At 68.5% G+C, this 20,453-nt stretch carries 21 protein-coding genes and 1 pseudogene; 2 read left to right on the plus strand and 20 right to left on the minus strand.

Annotated features, from left to right (window positions below; genetic code table 11):
- Positions 1-399: 399 nt before the first annotated feature.
- From EES48_RS06965 to EES48_RS07050, 18 genes are all read right to left on the minus strand, one after another.
- Complete coding sequence (locus tag EES48_RS06965) at positions 400-771, minus strand: helix-turn-helix transcriptional regulator (RefSeq protein WP_205679380.1); 372 nt, start codon at positions 769-771, stop codon at positions 400-402.
- Entirely contained in the window at positions 764-1,045 is a 282-nt protein-coding gene (locus tag EES48_RS06970) for a hypothetical protein (protein WP_122465628.1), read from the minus strand. Before EES48_RS06970 ends, EES48_RS06965 begins: the two co-directional genes overlap by 8 nt.
- Positions 1,042-1,644 (minus strand): lytic transglycosylase domain-containing protein, encoded by a 603-nt coding sequence (locus tag EES48_RS06975; RefSeq protein WP_122465629.1) that lies wholly within the window; start codon positions 1,642-1,644, stop codon positions 1,042-1,044. The genes EES48_RS06970 and EES48_RS06975 overlap by 4 nt, the downstream gene beginning before the upstream one ends.
- Entirely contained in the window at positions 1,638-2,150 is a 513-nt protein-coding gene (locus EES48_RS06980; RefSeq protein ID WP_122465630.1) for a S26 family signal peptidase, read from the minus strand. The genes EES48_RS06975 and EES48_RS06980 overlap by 7 nt, the downstream gene beginning before the upstream one ends.
- Positions 2,147-3,277, minus strand: coding sequence for a TrbI/VirB10 family protein (locus EES48_RS06985; RefSeq protein WP_162998062.1), 1,131 nt, complete (start codon positions 3,275-3,277; stop codon positions 2,147-2,149). The genes EES48_RS06980 and EES48_RS06985 overlap by 4 nt, the downstream gene beginning before the upstream one ends.
- Positions 3,274-4,281: a TrbG/VirB9 family P-type conjugative transfer protein gene (locus EES48_RS06990; protein ID WP_240623252.1), complete on the minus strand. Its 1,008-nt coding sequence runs from the start codon at positions 4,279-4,281 to the stop codon at positions 3,274-3,276. Before EES48_RS06990 ends, EES48_RS06985 begins: the two co-directional genes overlap by 4 nt.
- Positions 4,260-4,943, minus strand: a complete 684-nt coding sequence (gene trbF / locus EES48_RS06995) for a conjugal transfer protein TrbF (protein ID WP_122465632.1) — start codon at positions 4,941-4,943, stop codon at positions 4,260-4,262. The genes EES48_RS06990 and trbF overlap by 22 nt, the downstream gene beginning before the upstream one ends.
- Positions 4,944-4,945: 2 nt before the next feature.
- The gene (gene trbL, locus EES48_RS07000; RefSeq protein WP_122465633.1) at positions 4,946-6,331 is read right to left on the minus strand and encodes a P-type conjugative transfer protein TrbL; all 1,386 of its coding nucleotides are present in this window, start codon (positions 6,329-6,331) and stop codon (positions 4,946-4,948) included.
- Positions 6,332-6,342: 11 nt separating this feature from the next.
- Positions 6,343-7,083 (minus strand): TrbJ/VirB5 family protein, encoded by a 741-nt coding sequence (locus EES48_RS07005; RefSeq protein ID WP_122465634.1) that lies wholly within the window; start codon positions 7,081-7,083, stop codon positions 6,343-6,345.
- Positions 7,034-9,457, minus strand: coding sequence for a conjugal transfer protein TrbE (trbE, locus tag EES48_RS07010; protein WP_122465635.1), 2,424 nt, complete (start codon positions 9,455-9,457; stop codon positions 7,034-7,036). The genes EES48_RS07005 and trbE overlap by 50 nt, the downstream gene beginning before the upstream one ends.
- Before the next feature lie 5 nt (positions 9,458-9,462).
- A complete protein-coding gene (locus tag EES48_RS07015; RefSeq protein WP_122465636.1) occupies positions 9,463-9,741 on the minus strand; it encodes a VirB3 family type IV secretion system protein in 279 nt (92 codons plus the stop codon).
- The gene (locus tag EES48_RS07020; protein ID WP_240623253.1) at positions 9,741-10,007 is read right to left on the minus strand and encodes a TrbC/VirB2 family type IV secretion system protein; all 267 of its coding nucleotides are present in this window, start codon (positions 10,005-10,007) and stop codon (positions 9,741-9,743) included. Before EES48_RS07020 ends, EES48_RS07015 begins: the two co-directional genes overlap by 1 nt.
- Positions 10,008-10,504: 497 nt before the next feature.
- On the minus strand, positions 10,505-11,461 hold the full coding sequence (gene trbB, locus EES48_RS07025; RefSeq protein ID WP_122465637.1) for a P-type conjugative transfer ATPase TrbB: 957 nt from the start codon (positions 11,459-11,461) through the stop codon (positions 10,505-10,507).
- Positions 11,461-11,904: a hypothetical protein gene (locus EES48_RS07030; protein WP_122465638.1), complete on the minus strand. Its 444-nt coding sequence runs from the start codon at positions 11,902-11,904 to the stop codon at positions 11,461-11,463. Before EES48_RS07030 ends, trbB begins: the two co-directional genes overlap by 1 nt.
- Positions 11,897-13,822 (minus strand): type IV secretory system conjugative DNA transfer family protein, encoded by a 1,926-nt coding sequence (locus tag EES48_RS07035; protein WP_122465639.1) that lies wholly within the window; start codon positions 13,820-13,822, stop codon positions 11,897-11,899. The genes EES48_RS07030 and EES48_RS07035 overlap by 8 nt, the downstream gene beginning before the upstream one ends.
- A 421-nt stretch (positions 13,823-14,243) precedes the next feature.
- Positions 14,244-14,429 carry a hypothetical protein gene (locus EES48_RS07040; RefSeq protein WP_162998063.1) on the minus strand — a complete coding sequence of 62 codons (186 nt, stop codon included), beginning with the start codon at positions 14,427-14,429 and terminating at the stop codon, positions 14,244-14,246.
- Between the two features lie 168 nt (positions 14,430-14,597).
- Entirely contained in the window at positions 14,598-15,047 is a 450-nt protein-coding gene (locus EES48_RS07045) for a Ros/MucR family transcriptional regulator (RefSeq protein WP_122465641.1), read from the minus strand.
- Between the two features lie 219 nt (positions 15,048-15,266).
- Positions 15,267-15,956, minus strand: a complete 690-nt coding sequence (locus tag EES48_RS07050; protein ID WP_122465642.1) for an alternative oxidase — start codon at positions 15,954-15,956, stop codon at positions 15,267-15,269.
- A gap of 225 nt (positions 15,957-16,181) precedes the next feature.
- On the opposite strand from EES48_RS07050, the gene EES48_RS07055 reads away from it, so the two are divergent.
- Together EES48_RS07055 and fixJ are read left to right on the plus strand one after the other, a co-directional pair.
- A complete protein-coding gene (locus EES48_RS07055; RefSeq protein ID WP_122465643.1) occupies positions 16,182-17,597 on the plus strand; it encodes a sensor histidine kinase in 1,416 nt (471 codons plus the stop codon).
- Entirely contained in the window at positions 17,587-18,189 is a 603-nt protein-coding gene (fixJ, locus tag EES48_RS07060) for a response regulator FixJ (protein ID WP_122465644.1), read from the plus strand. Before EES48_RS07055 ends, fixJ begins: the two co-directional genes overlap by 11 nt.
- A 372-nt stretch (positions 18,190-18,561) precedes the next feature.
- On the opposite strand, the pseudogene EES48_RS15125 reads toward fixJ, so the two are convergent.
- Together EES48_RS15125 and EES48_RS07070 are read right to left on the minus strand one after the other, a co-directional pair.
- A pseudogene (locus EES48_RS15125) lies at positions 18,562-18,678 on the minus strand (hypothetical protein); the annotation flags it as partial.
- A 25-nt stretch (positions 18,679-18,703) separates the two neighbouring features.
- Positions 18,704-20,257 carry an FMN-binding glutamate synthase family protein gene (locus EES48_RS07070; RefSeq protein ID WP_122465645.1) on the minus strand — a complete coding sequence of 518 codons (1,554 nt, stop codon included), beginning with the start codon at positions 20,255-20,257 and terminating at the stop codon, positions 18,704-18,706.
- Between the last annotated feature and the right edge of the window lie 196 nt (positions 20,258-20,453).

Consider the following 20,453-nt stretch of genomic DNA (forward strand, 5'->3'; position numbering starts at 1 on the left):
TTATTCCGACAGCTTTTCGAGCGCGCCGGTTTCTGCCTGTCCAAATCGGGCTTGTGGGGCAGTAGTGGGGCAGAACTCATCTAACTCGGTGCAAATCCGTGCGACGCGCTGAAAGCGTTTTTTCGCTTCTTTCAGGCGCTTCAGCCTGTCTTGGCCGCACCAATCAGACCCAGGAAAGCCGAACGGCATGACGCCTTTCGAAGGCGCGACGACCTGTCTCTCAGTCGACGGATACTGAGCCGAAGGGAATAGCGCCTGGGCCGCTCGAGCGGAGCTTGGATATCTGACAGGGCTTTGCCCTTTAGCCGACGCTCCAGAAGCTCGACCTCGCTTTCGTGCCTCGAACCTCGGGTTACGAGAAGACGACACCGTCAAGTCGCCGTCACGCCTTGAACCACTTCAGAAATCGAAAGCGCCTTGCTCTGGCGGATGGGTCGGCTGGCGCCTTGCACGCTTTTTGATCGCCACGGTTGGCTTTTTGCGCGGACGGCCAGGCGCCCGCTTCATCATTGAGGTCGTTGGCGTCGGCGGCGGAGGCGGGACATAGCGCGGCTCCGGCAGCTGTCTTGGCGTCCGGCTACGTTTCCATTCCAGAAGTTCGCTCTGCCACCAGCCCACGCGGTTGCGGGACACCTGAACCGAAGGCGGAAAGTCCCCGGTCTTCTGCAGACGCCAGACCGTGGTTCGGCTCAGGCCGGAGATGATCTTCACCTGGGACCACGGCAGGATCCGGTCGTCCATCTCTCCCGGCTTCGGTGTCCCCTCAGCCATGACGACGCGCCTGGGCGGCGGCTGGCGCGGCCGCGCGAAGCTCTCCAACCTGCGACTGCGCCCAGTCCCGCAGCACGCCGCGCGGATAATAGGGCTTGCTCCGGATGTGCCGGCACGGTGGTCCGTTCCCTCCCGTCGACCACAGCCGCGCCAGTGTTTCCGGTCTCAGACGGATTCCGAACTGCGTCAGAAAAACCGAGGCCTCCTTCCTTGTCAGCAGATCGTCATCCCCGGCGTCTCCCGGCAAGCCGGCCATCTCGGCGGCGGGGATCATCGGACCGTCTCCGACGACAGGCACTGCGGGGCGACGCGAACGCTGCGTCCAGCCGCCAGGGCCAGGTAGCATTCGACGACACGGGCGACGTAGGTCCGGGTCTCCTCGATCTCCGGAATGCGCCCCAGTCGGGCGACACGCCCGGGACCCGCATTATAGGCCGCCAGAGCCAGCCTGAGGTCGCCGAACCGCAGCAGTTGCCGCGCCAGATAATCGGCGCCGCCCATGAGGTTCTGCTCGATGTCGAAGCGATCGACGACACCGAGCTCATCCGCCGTCGCCGGCATCAGCTGCGTCAGGCCGCCGGCGCCGGCCGATGAAATGGCGTCGGCCCGATAGGCGGATTCCACGACGATCAGGGCATGCAGCAGTTTCTCGTCCAGCCCATGTCGATCCGCGGCCCGGCCGATGGCGTCCATATAGGGCTGGGACAGGGCTGCGAGCCTCGGCGGATCCGCTTTCGCCTCCGCCAGGCCGATCTCGACCGGACGGCCGAACAGATCGCCGCCGGCGTCGCCCCAGTCGATCGTCTGCGCGCACGCGGATGTCGCGCCGACGCAGATCATGGCCGCCGTCGCGGCCGCAAAAGTCCTCACCATGTCAGGGTCTCCCGAAACACCCCGTCCAGGTCCGACACGCGGACGGGTCCGAAATAGCGGCTGTCGAAACTGCCGGGCGTGTCACCGAGCAGGAACACCTCGTCTGGTTGGAGGCGCCGACACCCGCGCCACTGGATCAGGTCCGCGCCCCGCCGATCCGAGGCCAGGACGACGACCCGTCGCCCGTCGATTTCGACGGTGTCGCCGATCCGGCAGACCGGGTCGCCGGCGACCCCCGCCGCCCGCTTAAGCAGCCGGATTTCGGCGGGCAGTCCGAGGCTGGCGAGATAGGGTCGTGCGTCCGCCGGTTGGGGGATGGCGACCATGTCGCCGCGCCGCACGACGGCCGCCGGATCCCGGAGATAGAGGCCACGCGGCACGCTGGGGCTTTCATTGACGAGGGCGATATCCGGCGCGCTCTGGGCAGCGGCGCCGACGCCTGTCAGGACGACGGTCGCGACGGCCGGCAGGGTCCAGCGCCGACGGTCTTTATGGACGCGCGTCACCGGTACGGCTCCATAATGAGGTCCCGCGTGATCATCACCCTCACCTGGGCCCCCGGCCTCAGGCGGATCGAGGGACGGACCTGCAGCTCCCGGTCCACCAGCCGTCCGCCGACCTGCGCCCCCTCTATGGCCGCAGCGTCGCCTGCGTCACCCAACAGGCCCCCGCCCCTCTCCTCATTCCGGGCGACCTGTCCCAGGGTGGTGATGGCGCCCGCGAAGGCGGTCCCGATCACAAGCGGCAAAAGCCGCCGATCGACCCGGCCCCGAACCCCCACGGCGCCCTGGGCGTCCACACCCGGCTCTTCGCCCAGCAGCAAGCTCTTGCCGTTCGGCAGGATCAGACGGTCCCAGACGAGAAACGCACGACGCTCACCATAGGCGCTCTCGCCTTCATGCCGCCCGATCAGGCGCGCCCCCTGGGGAACAACGAGATGCCGGCCGCTGACGGTGTCGAACACATCCTGGGACACGGTCGCGACCACCGGTCCCGCCCGCTCGGTATCCACTCCGGTCAGCAGGACAGCGGGGATGATCGCGCCCGCCTTCACCTCATAGGGCGAGAGCGGCGCCACCAGGGCGTGACCGCTGTACATGGCGCCGAGATCGGCGAGGTCGGCGCGCTTTTCGGGCGCGACGCTCAAGGCCGCGGGCGCCGCGACGTCCCGGTCATCCTCGAAGAACAGGGCCGAGCGCGCCGCCAGCTGCCGCGACGACGGCGCCGGATTCGCGACACGATGGAGCGGCGGTGCGCGGGTCATGGGCGCGGACGGCGCGTCCGATCCGTCGCCCGTCCCGCTCTCGGGCCGTCCGCGCGGTTCCGGCAGCCGGTCGTAGGTCGCCGGCTGATCGGTCACAGCCTCGGAAGGCCTGACAGGTCCGCGGGACGGGTCGTCATGCGCCTCGGCGGCGCGCAGCCGGGCCGCGGCGCGAAGGTCCGGCTGAACGACGAAGGCCCAGGCCAGGGAGCCGGACAGGAGCACCACGCCCCCGATCACAATGACCCGCACCACGGACTTGCGCAGCCGCGTGGCGGGCGGCGGCGGCGCTCGCAAGGAGAGGTCCGGCGGCGGCGTTTTGGCCGGAGCCTCCTTCGCCTCCGCGCGAATGTCCGTCGGGGCCCCGGTCACCGTCCGCGCCCCGGCACACGACGAAGGCGAACCACCTGCTGATGCCGGTCGCCCAACCTCAATTCTGCGCGGTCGAACAGGCGATCGACGATGAATACACCCCCGGCCTGGCGATAATTGACCATCTGGGCCTCGCCATCCGGGGCGATGACGAACAGCGCAGGGGCTTCGTCCAGCCGGACCTCGGGATCGAAGGCCACGAAGGTGCGCCGGCCGTCATCGAACACGGCCGTTGGGGTCCACCGCGCCCGTCGCCCCCGAGGCTCGATGCTGTAGCGGGCGTTGATCGGACCCTCAGGGCGTACGACCGGATCCGGCATGGGGATCGGCTGATGGAACGTCGGGACAGGCCGAGGATTCAGGGCGTCCACATCCCAGGCCACGGCTGCATCGAAGTCGTCGACGCCGCCGCTGCTCAGGTCGACCAGATAGACCCGGCCGCTGGTCGTGAGGACGAGGTTGGTCTCCAGCCCGCTTTCCAGCGGCTTGATCAGGACGTGGGCCCGGACCGTCCCGCCCGCGCCCGAGGTCGTCTCGCCGATCTGCCAGCGCACGGTGTCGCCGGCCGCCTTCGAAACCAGGGTCTCGCCCGCGCCGAGCGTCAGGGTCGTCACGCGCAAGGGCGCGGTCCGCACGGGATAGACCCGGCCTGGCGCCCAGCCGAAAACCCTCACCCCGCCCACGACCGCATCTTTGTCCGACGCCGATCCGGCGCCAACTTCAGGGACGCTTCCGGGCAGCTGCGCCGTCGGAACCTCGATAAGCGGCGTCCAGGAGCCCGGGACCGGAGACGCGGCCACGGCCTGCGCATAGGACACGCTCCGGTCTTCCGTCGTGAAGGCGGGAAGCACGACCGGGGCGGAGCCGGCCAGTTCGGGCGCCGAGGCCGTCTCGAAGACATCTGACGGCATCGCCGCAATGGGCGGTTCCTCACCACGAAAGGTCGCGCAGGCGGCCAGCTGCAGTCCGGCCAACGCCGGCATCAGGAAGCGTCGGGGGTCCATGAGATATCCTCGATCTTCAGTCCAAGGGGGTTCTTCATCAATTCGGCCTCCGTGCGCGGCGCCTGCCGGCCGGTGGTGATGAGGGCGCGCCAGCGCTCGGCGCCGGCCTGCTGGCCGTTGATGAACCGGGTCTCGCGCCACTGCAGGTCGTAGGTCCGTTCCGAGCGTCGGACGACGTTCAGCACCTCGACATTGATCGCCTCGCGTCCGACCTCGGCGAAGGGGTCGTGGGCCGCCGCCCAGGCGTTCAGAAAAGACGCCGCGCCGGGTGTGAGAAGGTCGTAGGCCCGGAGCCAGTTCTGACGGATGACGATCGGATCGATCGACTTGGACCGGACATCCCGGATCCATCCGGCGAGGGCGTGGCCGACCTGCGCCTCGGTGGGTTCGTAGCGGCCCCCGATAGCCGTAATCCTCTGTGTCTCGCCAAGATCGGACACCTCGACCACGAAGGGTTTGACGACGGAACGCTCGGCCTGGACCCACCACCCCGCGGCCAGGAAGCCGGCGAGGACGAGATTGGCGACGGCGATTCGCCGCCAGGCGCGGGCGTGCGCCAGGGTGAGCCCCATGCGGTCGTCCCAGACCTGGCCGGCCCGCTGGTAGGGCGTGGTCTCGGGAGCGGAGGATCTAACGCGGCGCGGCCTGAAGAAGGGATGCATGCTCAACGCTCCTCGGTCCTGAGCGTGGGGGACAGGACGCCGCTGCTTTCGGCGGCCGGCATGAGGCCTCGTCCGGCGTTGGCGACGAAGAAGGCCTGGAGCGCGGCCGGCCGCCCGCCCTGGCGCGCGCCTGAGGCGTCCGCCCCGCCGGCCGCGCGATGGAAGTCGCTTCGGGCCGCCCGCGCCTCACGGTCGATGACGGCCGCCGGCCGGGCCGGCGGGGTCGCCCCCATGGCCGAACCGGGGTCGTCTCCCCCGCTCGACGGCGCCGTGTAGGGCGGCGCCCACGCCGCGCTGGGTTCGGCCACCCCGCCGCGCGTCCCGGCGTGCGGCGATGGGCGCGCGACGGCCAATGATCGATTGTCGTTGGTCGGGCGAGGCGGCGGCGATCCGCCAGGTCTCGGGCCCATGGGTGAGGGGTCTGTCGGTCCCGGCCTCGATGACCCCATGCCGGCGGCCGCGCGCGCCGGCCCGGCCAGGCGCGCTGCGGCGCCGGAGCCGACCGCCCCCGCTCCGGCCACCGCAGCGGCGCCCAGGGCCGCCGCTCCGCCGACGGCCAGGCCCCCCGTGGTCGCCGCACCCGCGCCGAGGGCCGGACCGCCCGTCACCAGGGCCGCGGCCAGGTTGGGGATGAAGATCGCCAGCATGGCCAGCAGGATCGAGGCCACCAGGATGCTGAGGGCCTCGTAGATGTCCGGATTGGCCGAAGGCTGCAGCTGGTCGAAGATCGTCCGGGCGCCCGAGACGACGATGGCCAGGGCCAGGACCTTCAGCCCCGAGGAGACCACATAGCCGAGCGGTCGTTCGGCCAGAAAGGCGGACTTCGACCAGATGCCGAAGGGCAGGAGGACGAAGCCGGCCAGGGTGACGATCTTGAACTCCAGCAGGGCCACGATGATCTGCAGCGCCAGCACGGCGAAGACCAGCATGATCCCGACCATGGCCAGGCCGAGGATCATGGCGTCGGTCATGTTGCCCACGATATCGAGCGGATTGCCGACCGGCGCCGGGGTCTCGCCGAGCGCCTTCACGATTTCCCAGCCCTGGGCGAGGACCGCGCCCGGATTGAGGAAGTCGGCGCGGTCGAGCGAGCCGCCGCCCGCCGTCAGCCCCAGCTCGATGAATCCTGCGTAGAGGGTCTCGGACAGCCGCTGCCAGTCGTTCACCAGCCAGGCGAAGACGCCGATCAGCAGCACCTTGCCGAAACCCGAGGCCAGGACCTCCCGGTTGGATGACAGGGCCCACTGGATGCCGGTCAGGGCCACGACCAGGGCGATCATCAGGCCGAACACGCCGTTGACCGAGCCCTGGAGGGCGTCGAAGCCCGCCGAGATGGTGTTGGAGAACACCACCATCAGCTCATTGGGGGTTTGCACGCCGACCGACATGGCCCGCCTCCTCAGTCGCCCGCGTGCGGAAGGGGATCGAACATCGGAGCGGAGGGCGCGCCTCCCGAGCCCGACCAGCGCCGACGCCGCGCCTCTTCCGCCGTCACCCGGTCGGCCGCCTCCCGCGCGGTCGCCTCGGCCATGAGCCGGGACTGGGCGAGCATGATGGTGCGCAGAGCGGTCAGGTCCTCGGCCAGGACCGCCAGCATCTGGTTGGTCGACTGCACCGCCGCCGTCTGGCCGGCCGCGGCCTGGCTGGCCGCGAGCGCGCCCCCCAGCCGTCTCTCCCGGCCGCGACCCAGGCGCTCGAGTTCCGCCGCTGTCCGGGCGACGTCCTCGGCGGTGCGGCGGGCGGTCTGGGTTCGCGCTCCTCCCTGAGCCAGAAGTCGCTCCAGGTCCGCCCCGGACAGGTCCTCCGGATAGAGGTCCCGGAACTGGCGCTCGAGCCCGTCCGCCGACGCCGCGATGCCGCGGGCCGTGCGGGCGAGCTCCGCCATGTCCCGGAGCGCTTCGCTGTTCTCCGCCAGATGGCTGTAGGGCGAGGCCGCAAGGCCGCGCGCCTCATTGGCGAGGCTCTCGAGCTGTCTCGCCGTCTGCAGCAGACTGGTGGCGTGATTGGTCGGGTCCACCACCACCAGCTGGGCGGCGACCGGTCCGGCCGCCCCGAGCCCGACCGAGAGGACGATGGCGCAGAGCGCGGCCCTATTCCGCGGCGAGCGGGCGCTCGAAGGCGTCGAAAACGGCGTCGACATGATGCACTCCCTTGGCTTTGAGGAATTCGCGCGCGAACCGGTCCGTCCCGGTTCGCGCGAGGATGTCGTCGATGAGGGTCTGGTCCTCGGGCGCGCCCGAGCCGCACAGGGCCAGCGCCGCGCCGGTGAGACGCAGGTCGAACAGCCGCCGACCTCGGGGCTGGCGCCAGTAGTAGGATCGCTTGGGCGTGGCGTAGGCGATCAGCTCCAGCTGCCGCCGGTTCAGGCCGAAGCCCTCGTAGAGACGACGGGAGCCCGGTTCGAGCGCGCGCGAATTGGGCAGGAAGACCTGGGTCGGGCAGCTTTCGATCAGGCTCGCCGCGATGGGCGATGAAGCCACATCGTCCAGGCTCTGGGTGGCGAAGACCACGGCCACCCGCTTCTTGCGCAGGGTCTTGAGCCACTCCCGGATCTTGGCGGCGAAGGCGGTCTCGCCGAGGAACAGCCAGGCCTCGTCGAGAATCAGCAGCGTCGGCCGTCCATCGAAGTCCCGCTCCAGATGACGGAACAGCGCCGACAGCACCGGCGCCACGGCCGAGGGCGTGGCCATCAGGCTTTCCAGCTCGAAGGTGTCGAAGCGGCTCGCCGCGACCGAGCCGCCCTCCCCGTCCAGCAGCGCTCCGTGCGGGCCCTTCAGGGTCAACGGCTCGAGGGCGGCCGCGACGGCCCTGTCCTGCACCAGGGCGCAGAACACAGACAGGGTGCGTTGGTCCGCCGGCGCCTCGGCCAGGGCGGTCAGCGCCGACCAGATCTCCTCCCTCACCCGCGGCGTCGGCTCCAGTCCGGCCAGCCGTACGGTCTCGGAGATCCATTCGGACGCCCAGGCCCGCTCGGCCTCCTCGTCGATCCTCGCCAGCGGCTTCAGCGAGAAGGCGGCTCCCGGCTCCAGCGCCCGCCAGCATCCGCCGGCGGCCAGGGTGGCGGCGCGGGCCGATCGGCCCTTGTCGAAGAAGACCACCCGGGCCGCGGGATAGCGGAACCACTGCAGCGCCAGGAAGGACAGGAGCGCGCTCTTGCCCGACCCGGTCGGCCCGATGACCAGGGCGTGGCCGACATCGCCCACATGAAGCACCAGCCGGAAGGGCGTCGAGCCGGTGGTCCGCGCCGTGGCGAGGGGCGGACCGTCAAGGGCGAGATCGCCTTCCGGTCCGGCCCAGACCGCAGAGACCGGAAGAAGGTCGGCCAGGTTGAGGGTGGACACCAGGGGACGTCGCACATCGGCGTAGGGCTCTCCCGGCAGGGAGCCGAGCCAGGCCTCGACCGCGTTCAGGTCCTCGATCCGCGCCACCAGCCCTTGGGCGTTGAGCGCGGCCTCCACGGCGCGCGCCTTGGCCGAGGCCCCCGCCTCGGTGGGGTCCAGCACCGTGACCGTCAGGGTCAGATAGCCGAAGGCGCAGCTCTCGGCGCCCAGCGCCGCCAGGGCCCCGTCGCATTCCTCGGTCTTGGAGGCCGCGTCGGTGTCGAGAAGGGGAATCTCCTCCTTGGTGATCGCCTCCCTGAGCAGGACCCCGACGCCCTTGCGCTTGGCGAACCAGCGCTTCCTCAATCGAACGATCTCCCGCTCGGCATCGGGCTTGTCGAGACCGATCCAGCGCGCCGTCCACCGATAGGCAAACGGCAGGGCGCCGAGCGCGTCCAGCAAGCCCGGCTGGGTCGAGGCCGGCAGGCCGCGCACCGACACCACCTGGAGCCACTGGTCGCCAAGCCTCGGCGAGACCCCGCCCGTCAGTCCCGCGTCGGCCAGCAGGCCGTCCAGAAACATGGGGCGCTCGGGCGCCGCGATCGTCACCGACCGCGTCGAGACGCAGTCGTGAAGCCAGGTGAGCAGGTCGCCGTCCCCGAGCGGCGCGATCTCCGGCAGGGCGTCGGACAGGAGATCGAACACGGTCGCCGCCTCGCGGGTGAAGGCGGCCAGGGCCTGGCGCCAGTCGGCGCCGGTCCGCGCCAGGCCGTCGAACAGCCAGCGCTCCAGGCGTCGGGTCTCGTCGGCGGGCGCCAGCCAGGTCAGGGCCAGGCGGAAATCGGTCTCGTAGGCCGGCTCGGCGCTGTCGAAGCGCTCGCGGCGCTCGGCGTCCACCAGCCAGGCCACGTCCAGATCGAAGTCGCTTTCGGGATAGGGCGCCGCCCGCCGCCGGCGCGCCTCCACATGCAGGCACCAGCCCGTGCCCAGCCGCCGCAGGGCGTTGTTGAGGCGCGCCCGGACCGCCATCAGCTCGTCCTCGGTCGAGGACTCCAGATCGGGACCGCGAAACCGAAACCCCGTCGTGAAGGCGCCGTCCTTGTTGAGCACCACGCCCGGCGCCACCAGGGCCGCCCAGGGCAGATGATCCGCGAGGGCGGCGGGTCGACGGCGCGTGTCCTCGAGAAAGCGCATCCCCCTCACGCCCCCAGATGGCCGGGCAGAGCCAGGTGACGGCGCAGGACGTCGAAGAAGCGCCGGTCCGCCCGCGCCGCCCACAGGCCGACGGCGTGAGCCACCGCCCACCACAGCAGGCCCAGCCACCAGATGCGCAGGGCCAGGCCGAGCACCATGGCGATCGTGCCCATGGCGATGGCGTAGTCCCGGGGCATGCCCGCCATCAGCACGGGCTCGGCCAGGGCCTGGGCGACCGGAAGATCCCAGCCGTCCGGTCGGGCGTCGGGCGCGTTCCCAGGCATCACCCGATCTCCACGCCGCCGGCGAAGCCGAAGAAGTCCAGGAAGAAGGTCGAGGCGGCGAAGGCGATCGACAGGCCGAACATGATGCCGAGCCCCCGGCGCATCGACGAGCCGTTCTCGCTCATGGCGATCCCCGCCCCGAAAATGACCACCGCCACCACGGCCGCCGCCTGGACCACCGGCCCGGTGATTGACTCGATCACCTGCTGCAGGGGCCCCTCCCAGGGCATGCCCGAGCCGCCCGCCAAAGCCGGCGCGGCCGCCATCAGGCCGCACGTCATCATCGCGCCGAAGAGCCGGCGCCCCTGTATCCGTCCCATGTCTGGCTTCCCGTTGTTTCAGCGCTTCTCAGCGCGCCACGACTCAACGCAAGCAAATTCATCCACAGATTGTCAACAGTTCTTAACCATTATTTTGGGCAACTCTGATGCGACTTACTTCTGACTTGCAACAAGTCATCCGGCAAATCATCGCAAGTCGGCGAACAGAGCCGCCGTGACTTGCGCAACGACTTGGCGCGACCCTCGAAGATCTTGCGCGCCCCGGCTGGATTACAGCAAGGTCGACCGGGGCAGACGCGGCGTCGCCTCCGCGACAGGCACGCCCGCCATCCGGGCCTGGTCACAATCGGCCCGTCTGAAGGGCGCTCGAACGCCCCGCTGGCTCACGCCGGCGCCCTGTGGATTCGGGAGATCGAGGCGGCGCTAAGCGACCGAGAAAGTAGGTCGAGCGAAGCGGTGCGGCCCTTCCCGGGCGGACCCACTCACCCGAGCCGCGTCACCTCATAGGTTTCGTCAGGACCCGGAGCGACCGCCAGCACCGCCTCGACGCGACGGCCCGCGGAGGTCCGGCGGATGTGGACGATCCGATCGACCGCCTCGGCGATGGAGCGACGGGGCGCCCGGGCCGAGACCTCGGCGATCAGGTCCTCGACCCGTCGCAGCACGTCGGCGGCGGAATTGGCGTGGATCGTCGACAGCCCGCCCGGATGTCCGGTGTTCCAGCTCTTCAGCGCCTCCAGCGCCGCCGCTCCGTCCCTCATCTCTCCCACCACGATGCGGTCCGGACGCATCCTGAGGGCGTCGCGCACGAGATCCACCACCCCGATCGCCACCGGCCGGCGGCGGGTGAGCACGGCGACCACGTCCCAGGCCGAGCACTGCAGTTCCGGCGTGTCCTCGACCAGAAAGACCCGATCCTCCGCGAAGGCCGGCTCGGCCAGCACGGCGTTGGCCAAGGTGGTCTTTCCCGACCCCGTCCCGCCCGAGATGAGGATGTTCAGCCGGTCCCGCGCCGCGGCCTTCAGCAGCCCGGCCTGGTCGAGGGTCATCACCCCGTCCCGGACATAGTCGTCCAGGGTCCAGACGACGGCCGGGCGTTTGCGGATTGAGAAGGCCGGCGCGGACGACACCGGTGGCAACAGACCCTGGAACCGCTCCCCCGTGCCGGGCAGGACGCCCGACAGTCTCGGATCATCGCGGGTGACCGTCTCTCCCACATAGTCGGCGATCAACCGGATCACTCGCTCCCGCGCCTCCACCGACAGGGTCTCGCCGGTGTCCCGCCGTCCCTCCCCGCTTCGATCGAGCACCACCCGTCCGTCCGGATTGGCGAGGATCTCCACCACCTCCGGCTCGACCAGCGCCGCCAGCACCGTCTCGCCCAGAGCGTGACGCAGCGCCTCCAGCCGCCGGCCGGCGATGATTGGATGGTCGGCCATCAGGACGCCGGACCAAGCGTCCTCTGCACGGGGGGCGCGGCGCCGGTGCGATCGGCGCGGCCGGCGACGATCCGCGCCGCGGTGGCGTCCAGCAGCCGCTCGATTCGGCGATCGACGGCCGCCTGGACCGTCGGGTCCTCGTCGACGATGGCGTCGGGCAGGCGCAGGAAGAAGGCCCGCGCCACCTCGATCAGAAGCTCCTGGACGATCTGCATGTCGCGCGCCGTGGAGCGCATGTGGTCGCGCAGGGATCGCTCGAGCTGCAGCAGGCGGTCCTCGGGATCCGCCTGGGGACTGCGCATCAGCCCGCGGGCGATGGCCCGGCCGGCCGCCTGGCTGACCGGCATCCGCCCGCTGCGCGCCTCCCGGTTGAGACCGGCCGCGATCTTGGGGTCGGTGAGATAGACCTGCACCCGGCAGGTCGACGCTGGCTTCCTAGCCATCGGACAATCCTTTCAGATGATCCAGGGCCGCTTCCTCGGCGGCCATCTCTCGGGCCACCTGCCCGTAGATTTCGGCCACCTTGGCCGCGACCTTCTTGTCGTCCATCGCCGCCGCCCGCTCCTTGAACAGCGGGAGGGACGCCTGGGCGCTCTCGCCGACGCCTCGCCGGCCCGACCAGGGATGCGGTCCGACCGGCGGGCCGTCGAGCCGCGCCCCCTGGTCGGGCGCGACGTCGCGCGCCCGGCTTCGGAAGGGCTCGCGCCGGTCGTACTGGAGCTTGCGGGAGCGCAGCGGGAGGATTCCCGCGGCGAAGACCAGCTGCACGTCTTCCGGCAGGGCCCTGACCTCCCCCGGCTCCAGCAGGGGTCGCTCAACTTCCGAGCGCGAGACCGATCCGCGCCCCTGTCCCAGCCCCGTCGGCGACGCACGGCTGGACCGGGTCTCCAGGACCGACCCGGTCAGCCTGGACACCTTGTCCTGGGTCAGGGGATCAAGGGCGGAGAAGGCGGTGTAGACCGCGCAGTTGTCGAGCAGGGTGTTGTTCGGCCCGTAGGTCTCGACGATGTCGTTGAGCGACTGGGCGACGAACATCACCTTGACCCCGTAGCCGCTCAGCAGCCGCAGTGATTTCTCGAAGAAGCTGACGCGGCCCAGCAGCGGAAACTCGTCCATCAGCATCAGGAGGGTGTGGCGCTTGGCCCGTCCGTCCGCCACGGCCTTCTCCTCGACGGTCAGGGCCTGGGCCGCCGCATAGAAGAGCAGCCGCACCAGCGGCCGCAGCGCCGCGGCGTCGGCTGGCGCGACCTGGACGTAAAGCGACACGGGATGATCCGCGCACATGAGATCGGCCAGGGCGAAGTCCGAACGGGACAACGCCCGCTCAATGTCTTCTCCCGCCAGCCATTTGAGATAGGACCGCGCCGTTCCCTGCACCGACGTCCGGAACCGGTCGTGCATGGCCGCATAGCCGCGCGTGGCCGTGGCGATGAAGGGGTGGGTCTGCGGGCTCCCGGCCGCGTCCGTCCGATGCAGGGTGCGCGCCATCACCTCGGCCGTCTTGTCCAGGTCCGCGAGGAGGCCCCGGACGGTCAGCAGCGTCTTGTCGCCGTCGTCGGCCGTATAGAGGACGTGGAGGATCACCGCCTCCAGGATTTCCGACGCGGCCCGATCCCAGATCGCCTCGTCGTCGCGCGCTCCCCCGGGATCCGCGAGGATGGAGACCAGTCTCTGGACGTGCGCCAGCTCGCCGGGTCCGGGCAGGATCTCCGCCAGCGGATTCCAGCAGGCCGAGGCGGGATCGCGGGGATCGAAGAACAGGGCATGGCTGAACCGGGCCCGCCACCCGGCGCTTAGCCGCCAGAGCTCCCGCTTCGGGTCGTGGACCAGAACACTCGCCTGCCAGGACAGCAGGGTCGGCATCACATGCCCCCTCCCCTTGCCCGACCGCGTGCCCCCAGTGACAAGACTTGGCCGCAGGTCCGTGGTGGCCAGAAGCCGCCCTCCCATCAGACCGATAACGCACCCGCCTCCCGCCATGAGGCCCGCGGCCCTCGCCTCCGCCGGGCCGCCCCAGCCGCGCGCCCGTCTCGACCGTCCGCCCCCCTCGGCCAGGACGCCAAGGCCGAGACCGCCGACGCCGCCGATCAGGATCAGGGGCGCGCAGGATGCGAAGGCCCGCGCTGCCTCGTCTCCGAACTCCAGCCGCCACAGGACGATGGCCCAAGGCGAATATAGGCCGACACCCTCCGCCGGACGCAGCGCAGGACCCAGCGCCGTCGCGTTCCCGTAGATCCAGGCGAAAGCCTGGCTGGCGGTCTGCAACCCCAGCAGCAGACCCAGCGCGCCCATGATTAGTCGCGCCCGCATCTCAGCCGCCGCCCGAGACCAAGCGACAGCGCCGACGGCGGTGAACGCCATGGGTGATCCATTTTTTGAGGCCCGGATTTCCACGAGCGGACCCACCAGTCAGATCAAGGGGCGACGCCGCCAGGCCGTCCGGGGGGTGGGCGAGCACAAGATCGAGGGGACGGCGGGCCGTGGCCACAACACACTCCGCAAAGTTGAACCTTTGCCTGTCCCGATGCCGCGTTCGCCGACCGGGTGCAGCCCTAGAACGTCCTCACCGCAAGAAAACTTCGGAAAGGCCGCACCTATAGAGCGGAACATCCACACCAGCGCGCCGGAGCCAGCCATTCACGCCCGGGGGAGCAAGTGCCTCCGATGCCATTAGACACCGTTACCCTGCTTGGCGGCGCAGCCGGTCGGAGCGCTAGCGGGAGGCATCGGCCACCAGATCGCGGAGCCGGTTCGGCCGAGGGCCGCATTCACCTCGGCCAAGTCATGGACGATGATGTTGACAGTAGCCGATGGCGGCGGTCGCGCCGAACCCGGTCCTCGCGGACCACCAGATGTCGGCGACGTCCGTCAGCTTCTCCTGGTTGACGATGGCCAGCAGCTCGAAGTCCGAGAGGTAGCCGCGCTCCGGCTCATCGACCCAGTCGCGTCGGGCATACGACCCCAACAAGATGATTTCAGCACCTTGCCGTTGCGCCGCCACTAAGCCGTCGAGCAGGAACGTGCGTATGCGATCGAGTTCGGCGCGCTGCTTCTCCGGCGAAGATCGAGGTCGGCTCTCACGCCGCGAGTCTAAGTAGATCTCGGCCGTGGGAGCGAGAGCGCTGGGGGTTGCGGCTCAGACGGTCTTCTTGCGGCCGCGTGCGGACGCCGGCGCGGATTTCGCGCCCCGACCTCGGGCTCCCAAGCCGATCGACTTGGCCAGTTCAGACCGTCGCGCTGAATAGGTCGGATGGACCATCGGATAGTCGGCGCCGAGGCCGAACCGCGTCCGATACTCATCGGGCGTCATGCCCTTTGTCGTAAGGTGGCGCTTGAGGGTGCGATAAGGCTTGCCGTCCAGGAAACTGATCAGCGCCTCGTCCGTGATCGATCGGCGAATTTCCGCACGCGACTTGGTCTCGTCGACCGCAGGCTCTTCGACCGGCTGACCCAGGCCGCCGAGCGACGCATGGATCGAGGAGATCAGACCCGGCAGCTCGCCAGCCTCCACCTTGTTGTTCGACACATAGGCGATGACGATGTCGGCGGTCGCGTTGATTAGGTTCGGCGTTTGGTCGTCTTGCACATCGGTCTCCTCGTTAGATCGCCGACCGTAGCAGGGTTTGCAGACGAACCAAGGCGCTGCCGCGCGCGCACGGCTGTTGCGCGCCAGCAGCGGGCATTGGCTCACAGCCGGAAACCGGACGCTGAGGATCGTTGGTTCGCAGCCGAGCTAGAACGCAATCAACGTAGAGAAGCCCTCCCGTGACGGCGACACGGGAGGGTCAGATATAGTTGGCTTAGGTTAGGCCGCTGCTTTCCAAGTCGGCTCCAGCGCCGCATGCGGCGGGCATGGGGCCACAGCCTGGATCGGCAGTCCGCCCAGCTCGTTGGCGTAGCCGTGGTTGACGTCCCGGTGGTGGGCTTCGTCGGCCCGGACCACCAGCACCACGTCCCGCAGGGTCGCGTCGTCGGGCAGGCCCCAGTAGCGTTTGGCGATCTCCGGGGCCGGCACGTTCAAGCTGCGGCCCTCGTCGATCTCCGCCAGATAGTGGGTGTAGCTGATCACCGCCTCCTCCTCGAAATAGCCGACCACGCGGTGGGCCGTCTTAGAGTGGACCAGGTAAAGGCCGAAGAAGAACAGGTAGAAGACCCACTGCACCGACACGATCACGAAGCGCTCGAACAGGGTGGGCTTCGAGATCTCGATGAAGGTCATTAGGTGCATGCGCTCGTTTTCGGCCTCGTCCATCAGGGTCTTGATCCACCCCTTGTCGTCGCACATGCGGCGCAGGCAGCTCAGGTGGTTGATGGTGGCGCCGACCATGCCCGGCACGGCGGCGACCGTCTCCAGAACCACGGCCCGGTGGCCGTAGCGCTTGGCGAAGAAGGTGTCGGCGCAGAAGCGCAGCAGCTTGGTGAAGCCGAAGGCGACGCGGTCCGAGAGACCGTTGGGCTTGTGGTGGACCGAGAGGTCGACGAGGGGGGCGGTCATGGCCTTGGCTCCTGGTGATCCGGAGAGCGCTCCGGGCCGCTGCGGCGGCGTCTTGAAGTTGCAACCGGTGTAGAAGGGCGCGGCCGTCGGCGGTATTCGGGTCTTCGCCCTAAGGGGAATCCCGGAGGCGCGAAGGTCGGCCAACCGGGGCAAGGAGCATCGATGCGAGCCCTCCAGTCGCCTGAGACAGCGCCCTCAGCCCTCATCCGCCCCGCCTCCCCGTGGATGGCGGTCGCGGCGACGGTGCTCGTCGCCATGGCCGGGGCGGGGCTCCGCGCCGCCCTCGGCGAGCGTATCGGCGACCACGGGGCCTTCCTCATCTTCGTCCCGGCGGTCGTGGTCGGCGCCGCCATGGGCGGCTGGGCGCCCGGCGCCCTGGCGACCCTCCTTGGCCTCGCCGCGGGCCTGCTTCTCGCGCCCGACGGCGCGGGCCCGTGGATCGAGGCCGCGCTGTTCGTCGCAGCGGCGGCCGCCGTGACCGTGGGCGGGGAGTGGTTCCAGCGCGCCCACCGCGAGCTCTCCGCCCGCGAAACCCACCTCCGGCTCATCCTGAACACGATTCCGGACGCCATGATCCTGATCGACGACGGCGGCCGGATCCGCGCCTTCAGCCCTACGGCCGAAAGGTTGTTCGGCTGGACCGTCGAGGCGGCGATGGGCCGGAACGTCAGCATGCTGATGCCCTCGCCCCATCGCGAGGCGCATGACAGCTACCTGCAACGGTACTACCTGACTGAAGAGCGCCGCATCATCGGCCGTGGCCGCATCGTTGTCGGTCAGCGGCGGGACGGCTCGACTTTTCCGATGGAGCTCGCCGTCGGCGAAATGCGCACGGCGGAGGGCCGCTTCTTCACCGGCTTCGTCCGCGACCTGACCGAACGCCAGCAGGCCGAGGCCCGTCTGCAGGAGTTGCAGAGCGATCTCGTGCGTGTCTCGAGGCTCACCGCTCTGGGGGAGATGGCCTCGGCGCTGGCGCACGAACTGAACCAGCCGCTGACCGCCATCTCGAACTATCTGAAGGGCTCAAAGAGGCTCCTGAATTCGAGGGGCTTGGGCGAGGATCGCATCGCCAGCGCTCTTGATTTGGCGGCCGATCAGGCCTTGCGGGCGGGTGTGATCATCCGGCGGCTGCGCGAATTCGTATCCCGTGGCGAAACGGAGCGGCGCATCGAGGACCTGCCGAAACTCATCGAGGAAGCCAGCGCGCTGGCGCTCGTCGGCGCTCGCGAACACGGAGTGCGGGTACGGTTCGACGTCGCCCCCTCCGCCGATCGCGTGCTCGCCGACAAGGTCCAGGTTCAGCAGGTTCTGCTCAACCTGATCCGCAACGGGATGGACTCGATGGAGGATTCACCGAAGCGAGAGCTGCTCATCGCCGCGGCTCCGGTCGACGCCGAACTGCTGCGGGTCTCAGTCTCGGACACGGGAGCTGGTGTCAGCGAAGACCTCGCGGACCAACTGTTCCAGCCCTTCGTCACCACCAAGCGGTCTGGCATGGGAGTAGGGCTTTCCATTTCCCGCACCATCATTGAAACCCACGGTGGCCGTATCTGGTTCGAACCCAACCCCGGCGGCGGGACCGTCTTCCATTTCACGCTCCAGCGCGCCCGGATCGAAGAGGAGACTGCCGATGTCGGCTGACACCATCATCCATGTCATCGACGACGACGCGGCGGTGCGCGATTCCATCGCCTTCCTGCTGGAGACCGCCGACCTGACAGCACGGACCTACGAATCCGCACTCGCCTTTCTCGCCGAGCGGGATCGTCCCGCGGGTTGCATCGTCACGGATGTGCGCATGCCTGATATGAACGGCCTCGAGCTTGCCCGCCGATTACGCGACAACGGGTCGGTTGAGCCTGTCATCGTGATCACCGGACACGCCGATGTCCCTCTCGCAATCGAAGCAATGCGAGCCGGCGTCGTTGATTTTATTGAAAAGCCCTTTGATGACGAGATTCTCCTTGCCTCAATCCAGCGCGTTCTAGATCAGGCCAGCAAGGCAACCTCTGCGGACGCCGAGCGCCGGGAGTTCGTCGCCAGGCTGCAGTCGCTGTCACCCCGGGAGCGCGACGTCGTGGAGGGCTTGGTCAAGGGACACGCCAACAAGGTCATCGCCTTCGATCTCGGCATCAGCCCACGCACCGTTGAGGTTTATCGCGCGAACGCGATGACCAAAATGCAGGCCGGCAGCCTCTCGGACTTGGTCAGAATGGTCATGACAGCCGGCTAGCGCCAGCAGCGGTCATTGGCGGCTGAGTAAGAACCGGACATTGTCTGTCGGATGCGGTCTAGAGGAGGAAGCATTGCCGGCGGCACCAGATTTCTAAGGGCTAATGGCTCTTGTCGGCCACTTTCTCCTTCGATGGGGTCGGCTGGAAGATTGCTTGAATGGTGGAGCGGTCCCAACGGAATTGGAGAGGGTCCGCCACATCAGAAACGCCGTTTGCCATCGAATGGTAGCCGCCCATGCGGATCCGCATGGCGACGGCACCTCTTACATCACTTGCCAGATCTTAGACGGGACGATGGTGCGATTCTCAGCGTCCGAGCTCGAGGAGGCGATCAAGGATTTAGAAGTGTAGGCAATTCACCGCCGCCAATCTTAGGCGGCTCTGCGCCAAGAGCGCCCCGCACTCAGCCGTAACAAGTCGATCTGCTCAGAAATCTTCAGCGCGTCATCCACCTCGATGTCGCGATAGCGGACAGTGCTCTCCAGTTTCCATGTCCATTGAACGATCTCTGGCTCAGGCCGCGATGTCAAAGCTGTCCGCCCGTACGAGTCGCCATGCCGCGCCGTAGAAATCCCGGTCCGATTTGCCCGCCAAAAGCTCACCCACTTCAAGGAAAATGTGCAGCTGTGAGAACAGTCTGATCTCGGTCAGGCTGACGCGACGGACGAGATGGTGCGGCCCAAGTCGGCTCGGATGGTGCAGGCCGGCGGCGGCGACCATTTCGGACAGGGCCAACAAGGTATTCCGATGGAAGCTGTGCACGCGCTCGGCCTTGTCGCTGACCACGAGCGCTCGCTGGCGCATCGGATCCTGAGTGGCGACGCCGGTGGGGCACTGGTTCGTGTGGCAGGAGAGGGACTGGATGCAGCCGATGGCGAACATGAAGCCGCGCCCCGCATTGGTCCAGTCCGCGCCGAGCGCCATGACCGTCGCGATATCGAAAGCGCTGACGATCTTGCCCGCTGCGCCAATCTTGATCTGGTCGCGCAAGCCCGCGCCCACGAGGGTGTTGTGGACGAAGAGCAAACTCTCGCGAAGCGGCATGCCCAGATGGTCTGCAAATTCGAGAGGCGCAGCCCCCGTCCCTCCCTCGGCGCCGTCGACGACGATGTAGTCAGGAAGAATGCCCGTCTCAAGCATCGCCTTGACAATGCCCATGAATTCCCAAGGCTGACCGACGCAAAGCTTAAATCCCACCGGCTTGCCGCCGGACAACTCGCGCAGGCGGGCGATGAACCGAACGAGTTCCACGGGCGTGCTGAATGCCGAATGCCCTGGCGGAGAGATACAATCGCGGCCGACGGGAATGCCGCGGGTGAGCGCGATCTCGGGGGTGACCTTCTCGCCAGGTAGAATCCCGCCCTTGCCGGGCTTGGCGCCTTGGCTGATCTTCAACTCAATCATCCGAACCTGGGGATCGGCCGACTGCTCGGTGAACCGGTTGGGATCGAACCGTCCCTGGTCGTCGCGGCATCCGAAGTAGCCGCTGCCGATCTCCCAGATGAGGTCGCCGCCGTGCTCGCGGTGATAGGGACTGATGGAGCCTTCGCCGGTGTCATGCGCGAACCCCCCGAGTTTGGCGCCCTTGTTGAGCGCGCGAACGGCGTTGGCGCTCAGTGCGCCAAAGCTCATGGCGGAGATATTGAAGATTGAGGCGGAATAAGGCTGGTGACAGGCTTCGCCCCCGATCGAAACACGGAAAGAGCCGGGATCCGCTGCGGGGACAGGCCTGGTGGAGTGGGCGATGAATTCGTAGCCGTTCGCGTACACGTCCAGAAGAGTTCCGAACGGACGGTCGCTGACCTCATTTTTGGCGCGCGCATACACCAGCGAGCGCTGGCTCCGGGAAAACGGCGTCTCCTCGTGCTCGTCTTCGAAGAGATACTGCCTGATGCCGGGACGAATATCCTCAAAGAACCAGCGAAGCCGGCCCACGATTGGGTAGTTGCGTCGGACCGAATGCGCCGGTTGGACCAGGTCTAATAGTCCGAGCGCAGACAGGACCGCCGTTAGGGCGAGTACAGGCCACGCCCAGCGGGCGGGCAGCGCCGGGATGGCCAGCAGCATAGAGGCCAGGCTTGCCGCGAGAGGGGCGAAGCGAATGAATGACACGAGAAACTCCGAACTCGGTGCAGAGACGTTCTGTGGACCTCGCCAAGACGACGTCCACACGGGCTAGAGAAGCGGGCAGATCTTTCGGGATCGTCGCCGCCATGGCGCGCGTCCAGCCGGCGGACAGGTCTTGAGTGCCGGCGGTTCGATG

Source organism: Brevundimonas lutea (assembly GCF_003704105.1).
Taxonomy (GTDB): Bacteria; Pseudomonadota; Alphaproteobacteria; order Caulobacterales; family Caulobacteraceae; genus Brevundimonas; species Brevundimonas lutea.

Excerpts from the sequence above, each read along its gene's own strand:
- EES48_RS07015 (WP_122465636.1), bottom strand. The coding sequence starts at position 9,741 with ATGCCTGGGAACGCGCCCGACGCCCGACCGGACGGCTGGGATCTTCCG.
- EES48_RS07005 (WP_122465634.1), bottom strand. The coding sequence starts at position 7,083 with ATGTCGACGCCGTTTTCGACGCCTTCGAGCGCCCGCTCGCCGCGGAAT.
- EES48_RS06975 (WP_122465629.1), bottom strand. The coding sequence starts at position 1,644 with ATGGTGAGGACTTTTGCGGCCGCGACGGCGGCCATGATCTGCGTCGGC.
- EES48_RS07055 (WP_122465643.1), top strand. The coding sequence starts at position 16,182 with ATGGCGGTCGCGGCGACGGTGCTCGTCGCCATGGCCGGGGCGGGGCTC.
- EES48_RS07050 (WP_122465642.1), bottom strand. The coding sequence starts at position 15,956 with ATGACCGCCCCCCTCGTCGACCTCTCGGTCCACCACAAGCCCAACGGT.
- trbE (WP_122465635.1), bottom strand. The coding sequence starts at position 9,457 with ATGCGCTTTCTCGAGGACACGCGCCGTCGACCCGCCGCCCTCGCGGAT.
- EES48_RS06990 (WP_240623252.1), bottom strand. The coding sequence starts at position 4,281 with ATGGACCCCCGACGCTTCCTGATGCCGGCGTTGGCCGGACTGCAGCTG.
- EES48_RS07030 (WP_122465638.1), bottom strand. The coding sequence starts at position 11,904 with ATGGCTAGGAAGCCAGCGTCGACCTGCCGGGTGCAGGTCTATCTCACC.
- EES48_RS06965 (WP_205679380.1), bottom strand. The coding sequence starts at position 771 with ATGGCTGAGGGGACACCGAAGCCGGGAGAGATGGACGACCGGATCCTG.
- trbB (WP_122465637.1), bottom strand. The coding sequence starts at position 11,461 with ATGGCCGACCATCCAATCATCGCCGGCCGGCGGCTGGAGGCGCTGCGT.
- EES48_RS07020 (WP_240623253.1), bottom strand. The coding sequence starts at position 10,007 with ATGGCGGCCGCGCCGGCTTTGGCGGGCGGCTCGGGCATGCCCTGGGAG.
- EES48_RS07070 (WP_122465645.1), bottom strand. The coding sequence starts at position 20,257 with ATGCTGCTGGCCATCCCGGCGCTGCCCGCCCGCTGGGCGTGGCCTGTA.
- EES48_RS06970 (WP_122465628.1), bottom strand. The coding sequence starts at position 1,045 with ATGATCCCCGCCGCCGAGATGGCCGGCTTGCCGGGAGACGCCGGGGAT.
- fixJ (WP_122465644.1), top strand. The coding sequence starts at position 17,587 with ATGTCGGCTGACACCATCATCCATGTCATCGACGACGACGCGGCGGTG.
- trbF (WP_122465632.1), bottom strand. The coding sequence starts at position 4,943 with ATGCATCCCTTCTTCAGGCCGCGCCGCGTTAGATCCTCCGCTCCCGAG.
- EES48_RS07035 (WP_122465639.1), bottom strand. The coding sequence starts at position 13,822 with ATGGCGTTCACCGCCGTCGGCGCTGTCGCTTGGTCTCGGGCGGCGGCT.
- trbL (WP_122465633.1), bottom strand. The coding sequence starts at position 6,331 with ATGTCGGTCGGCGTGCAAACCCCCAATGAGCTGATGGTGGTGTTCTCC.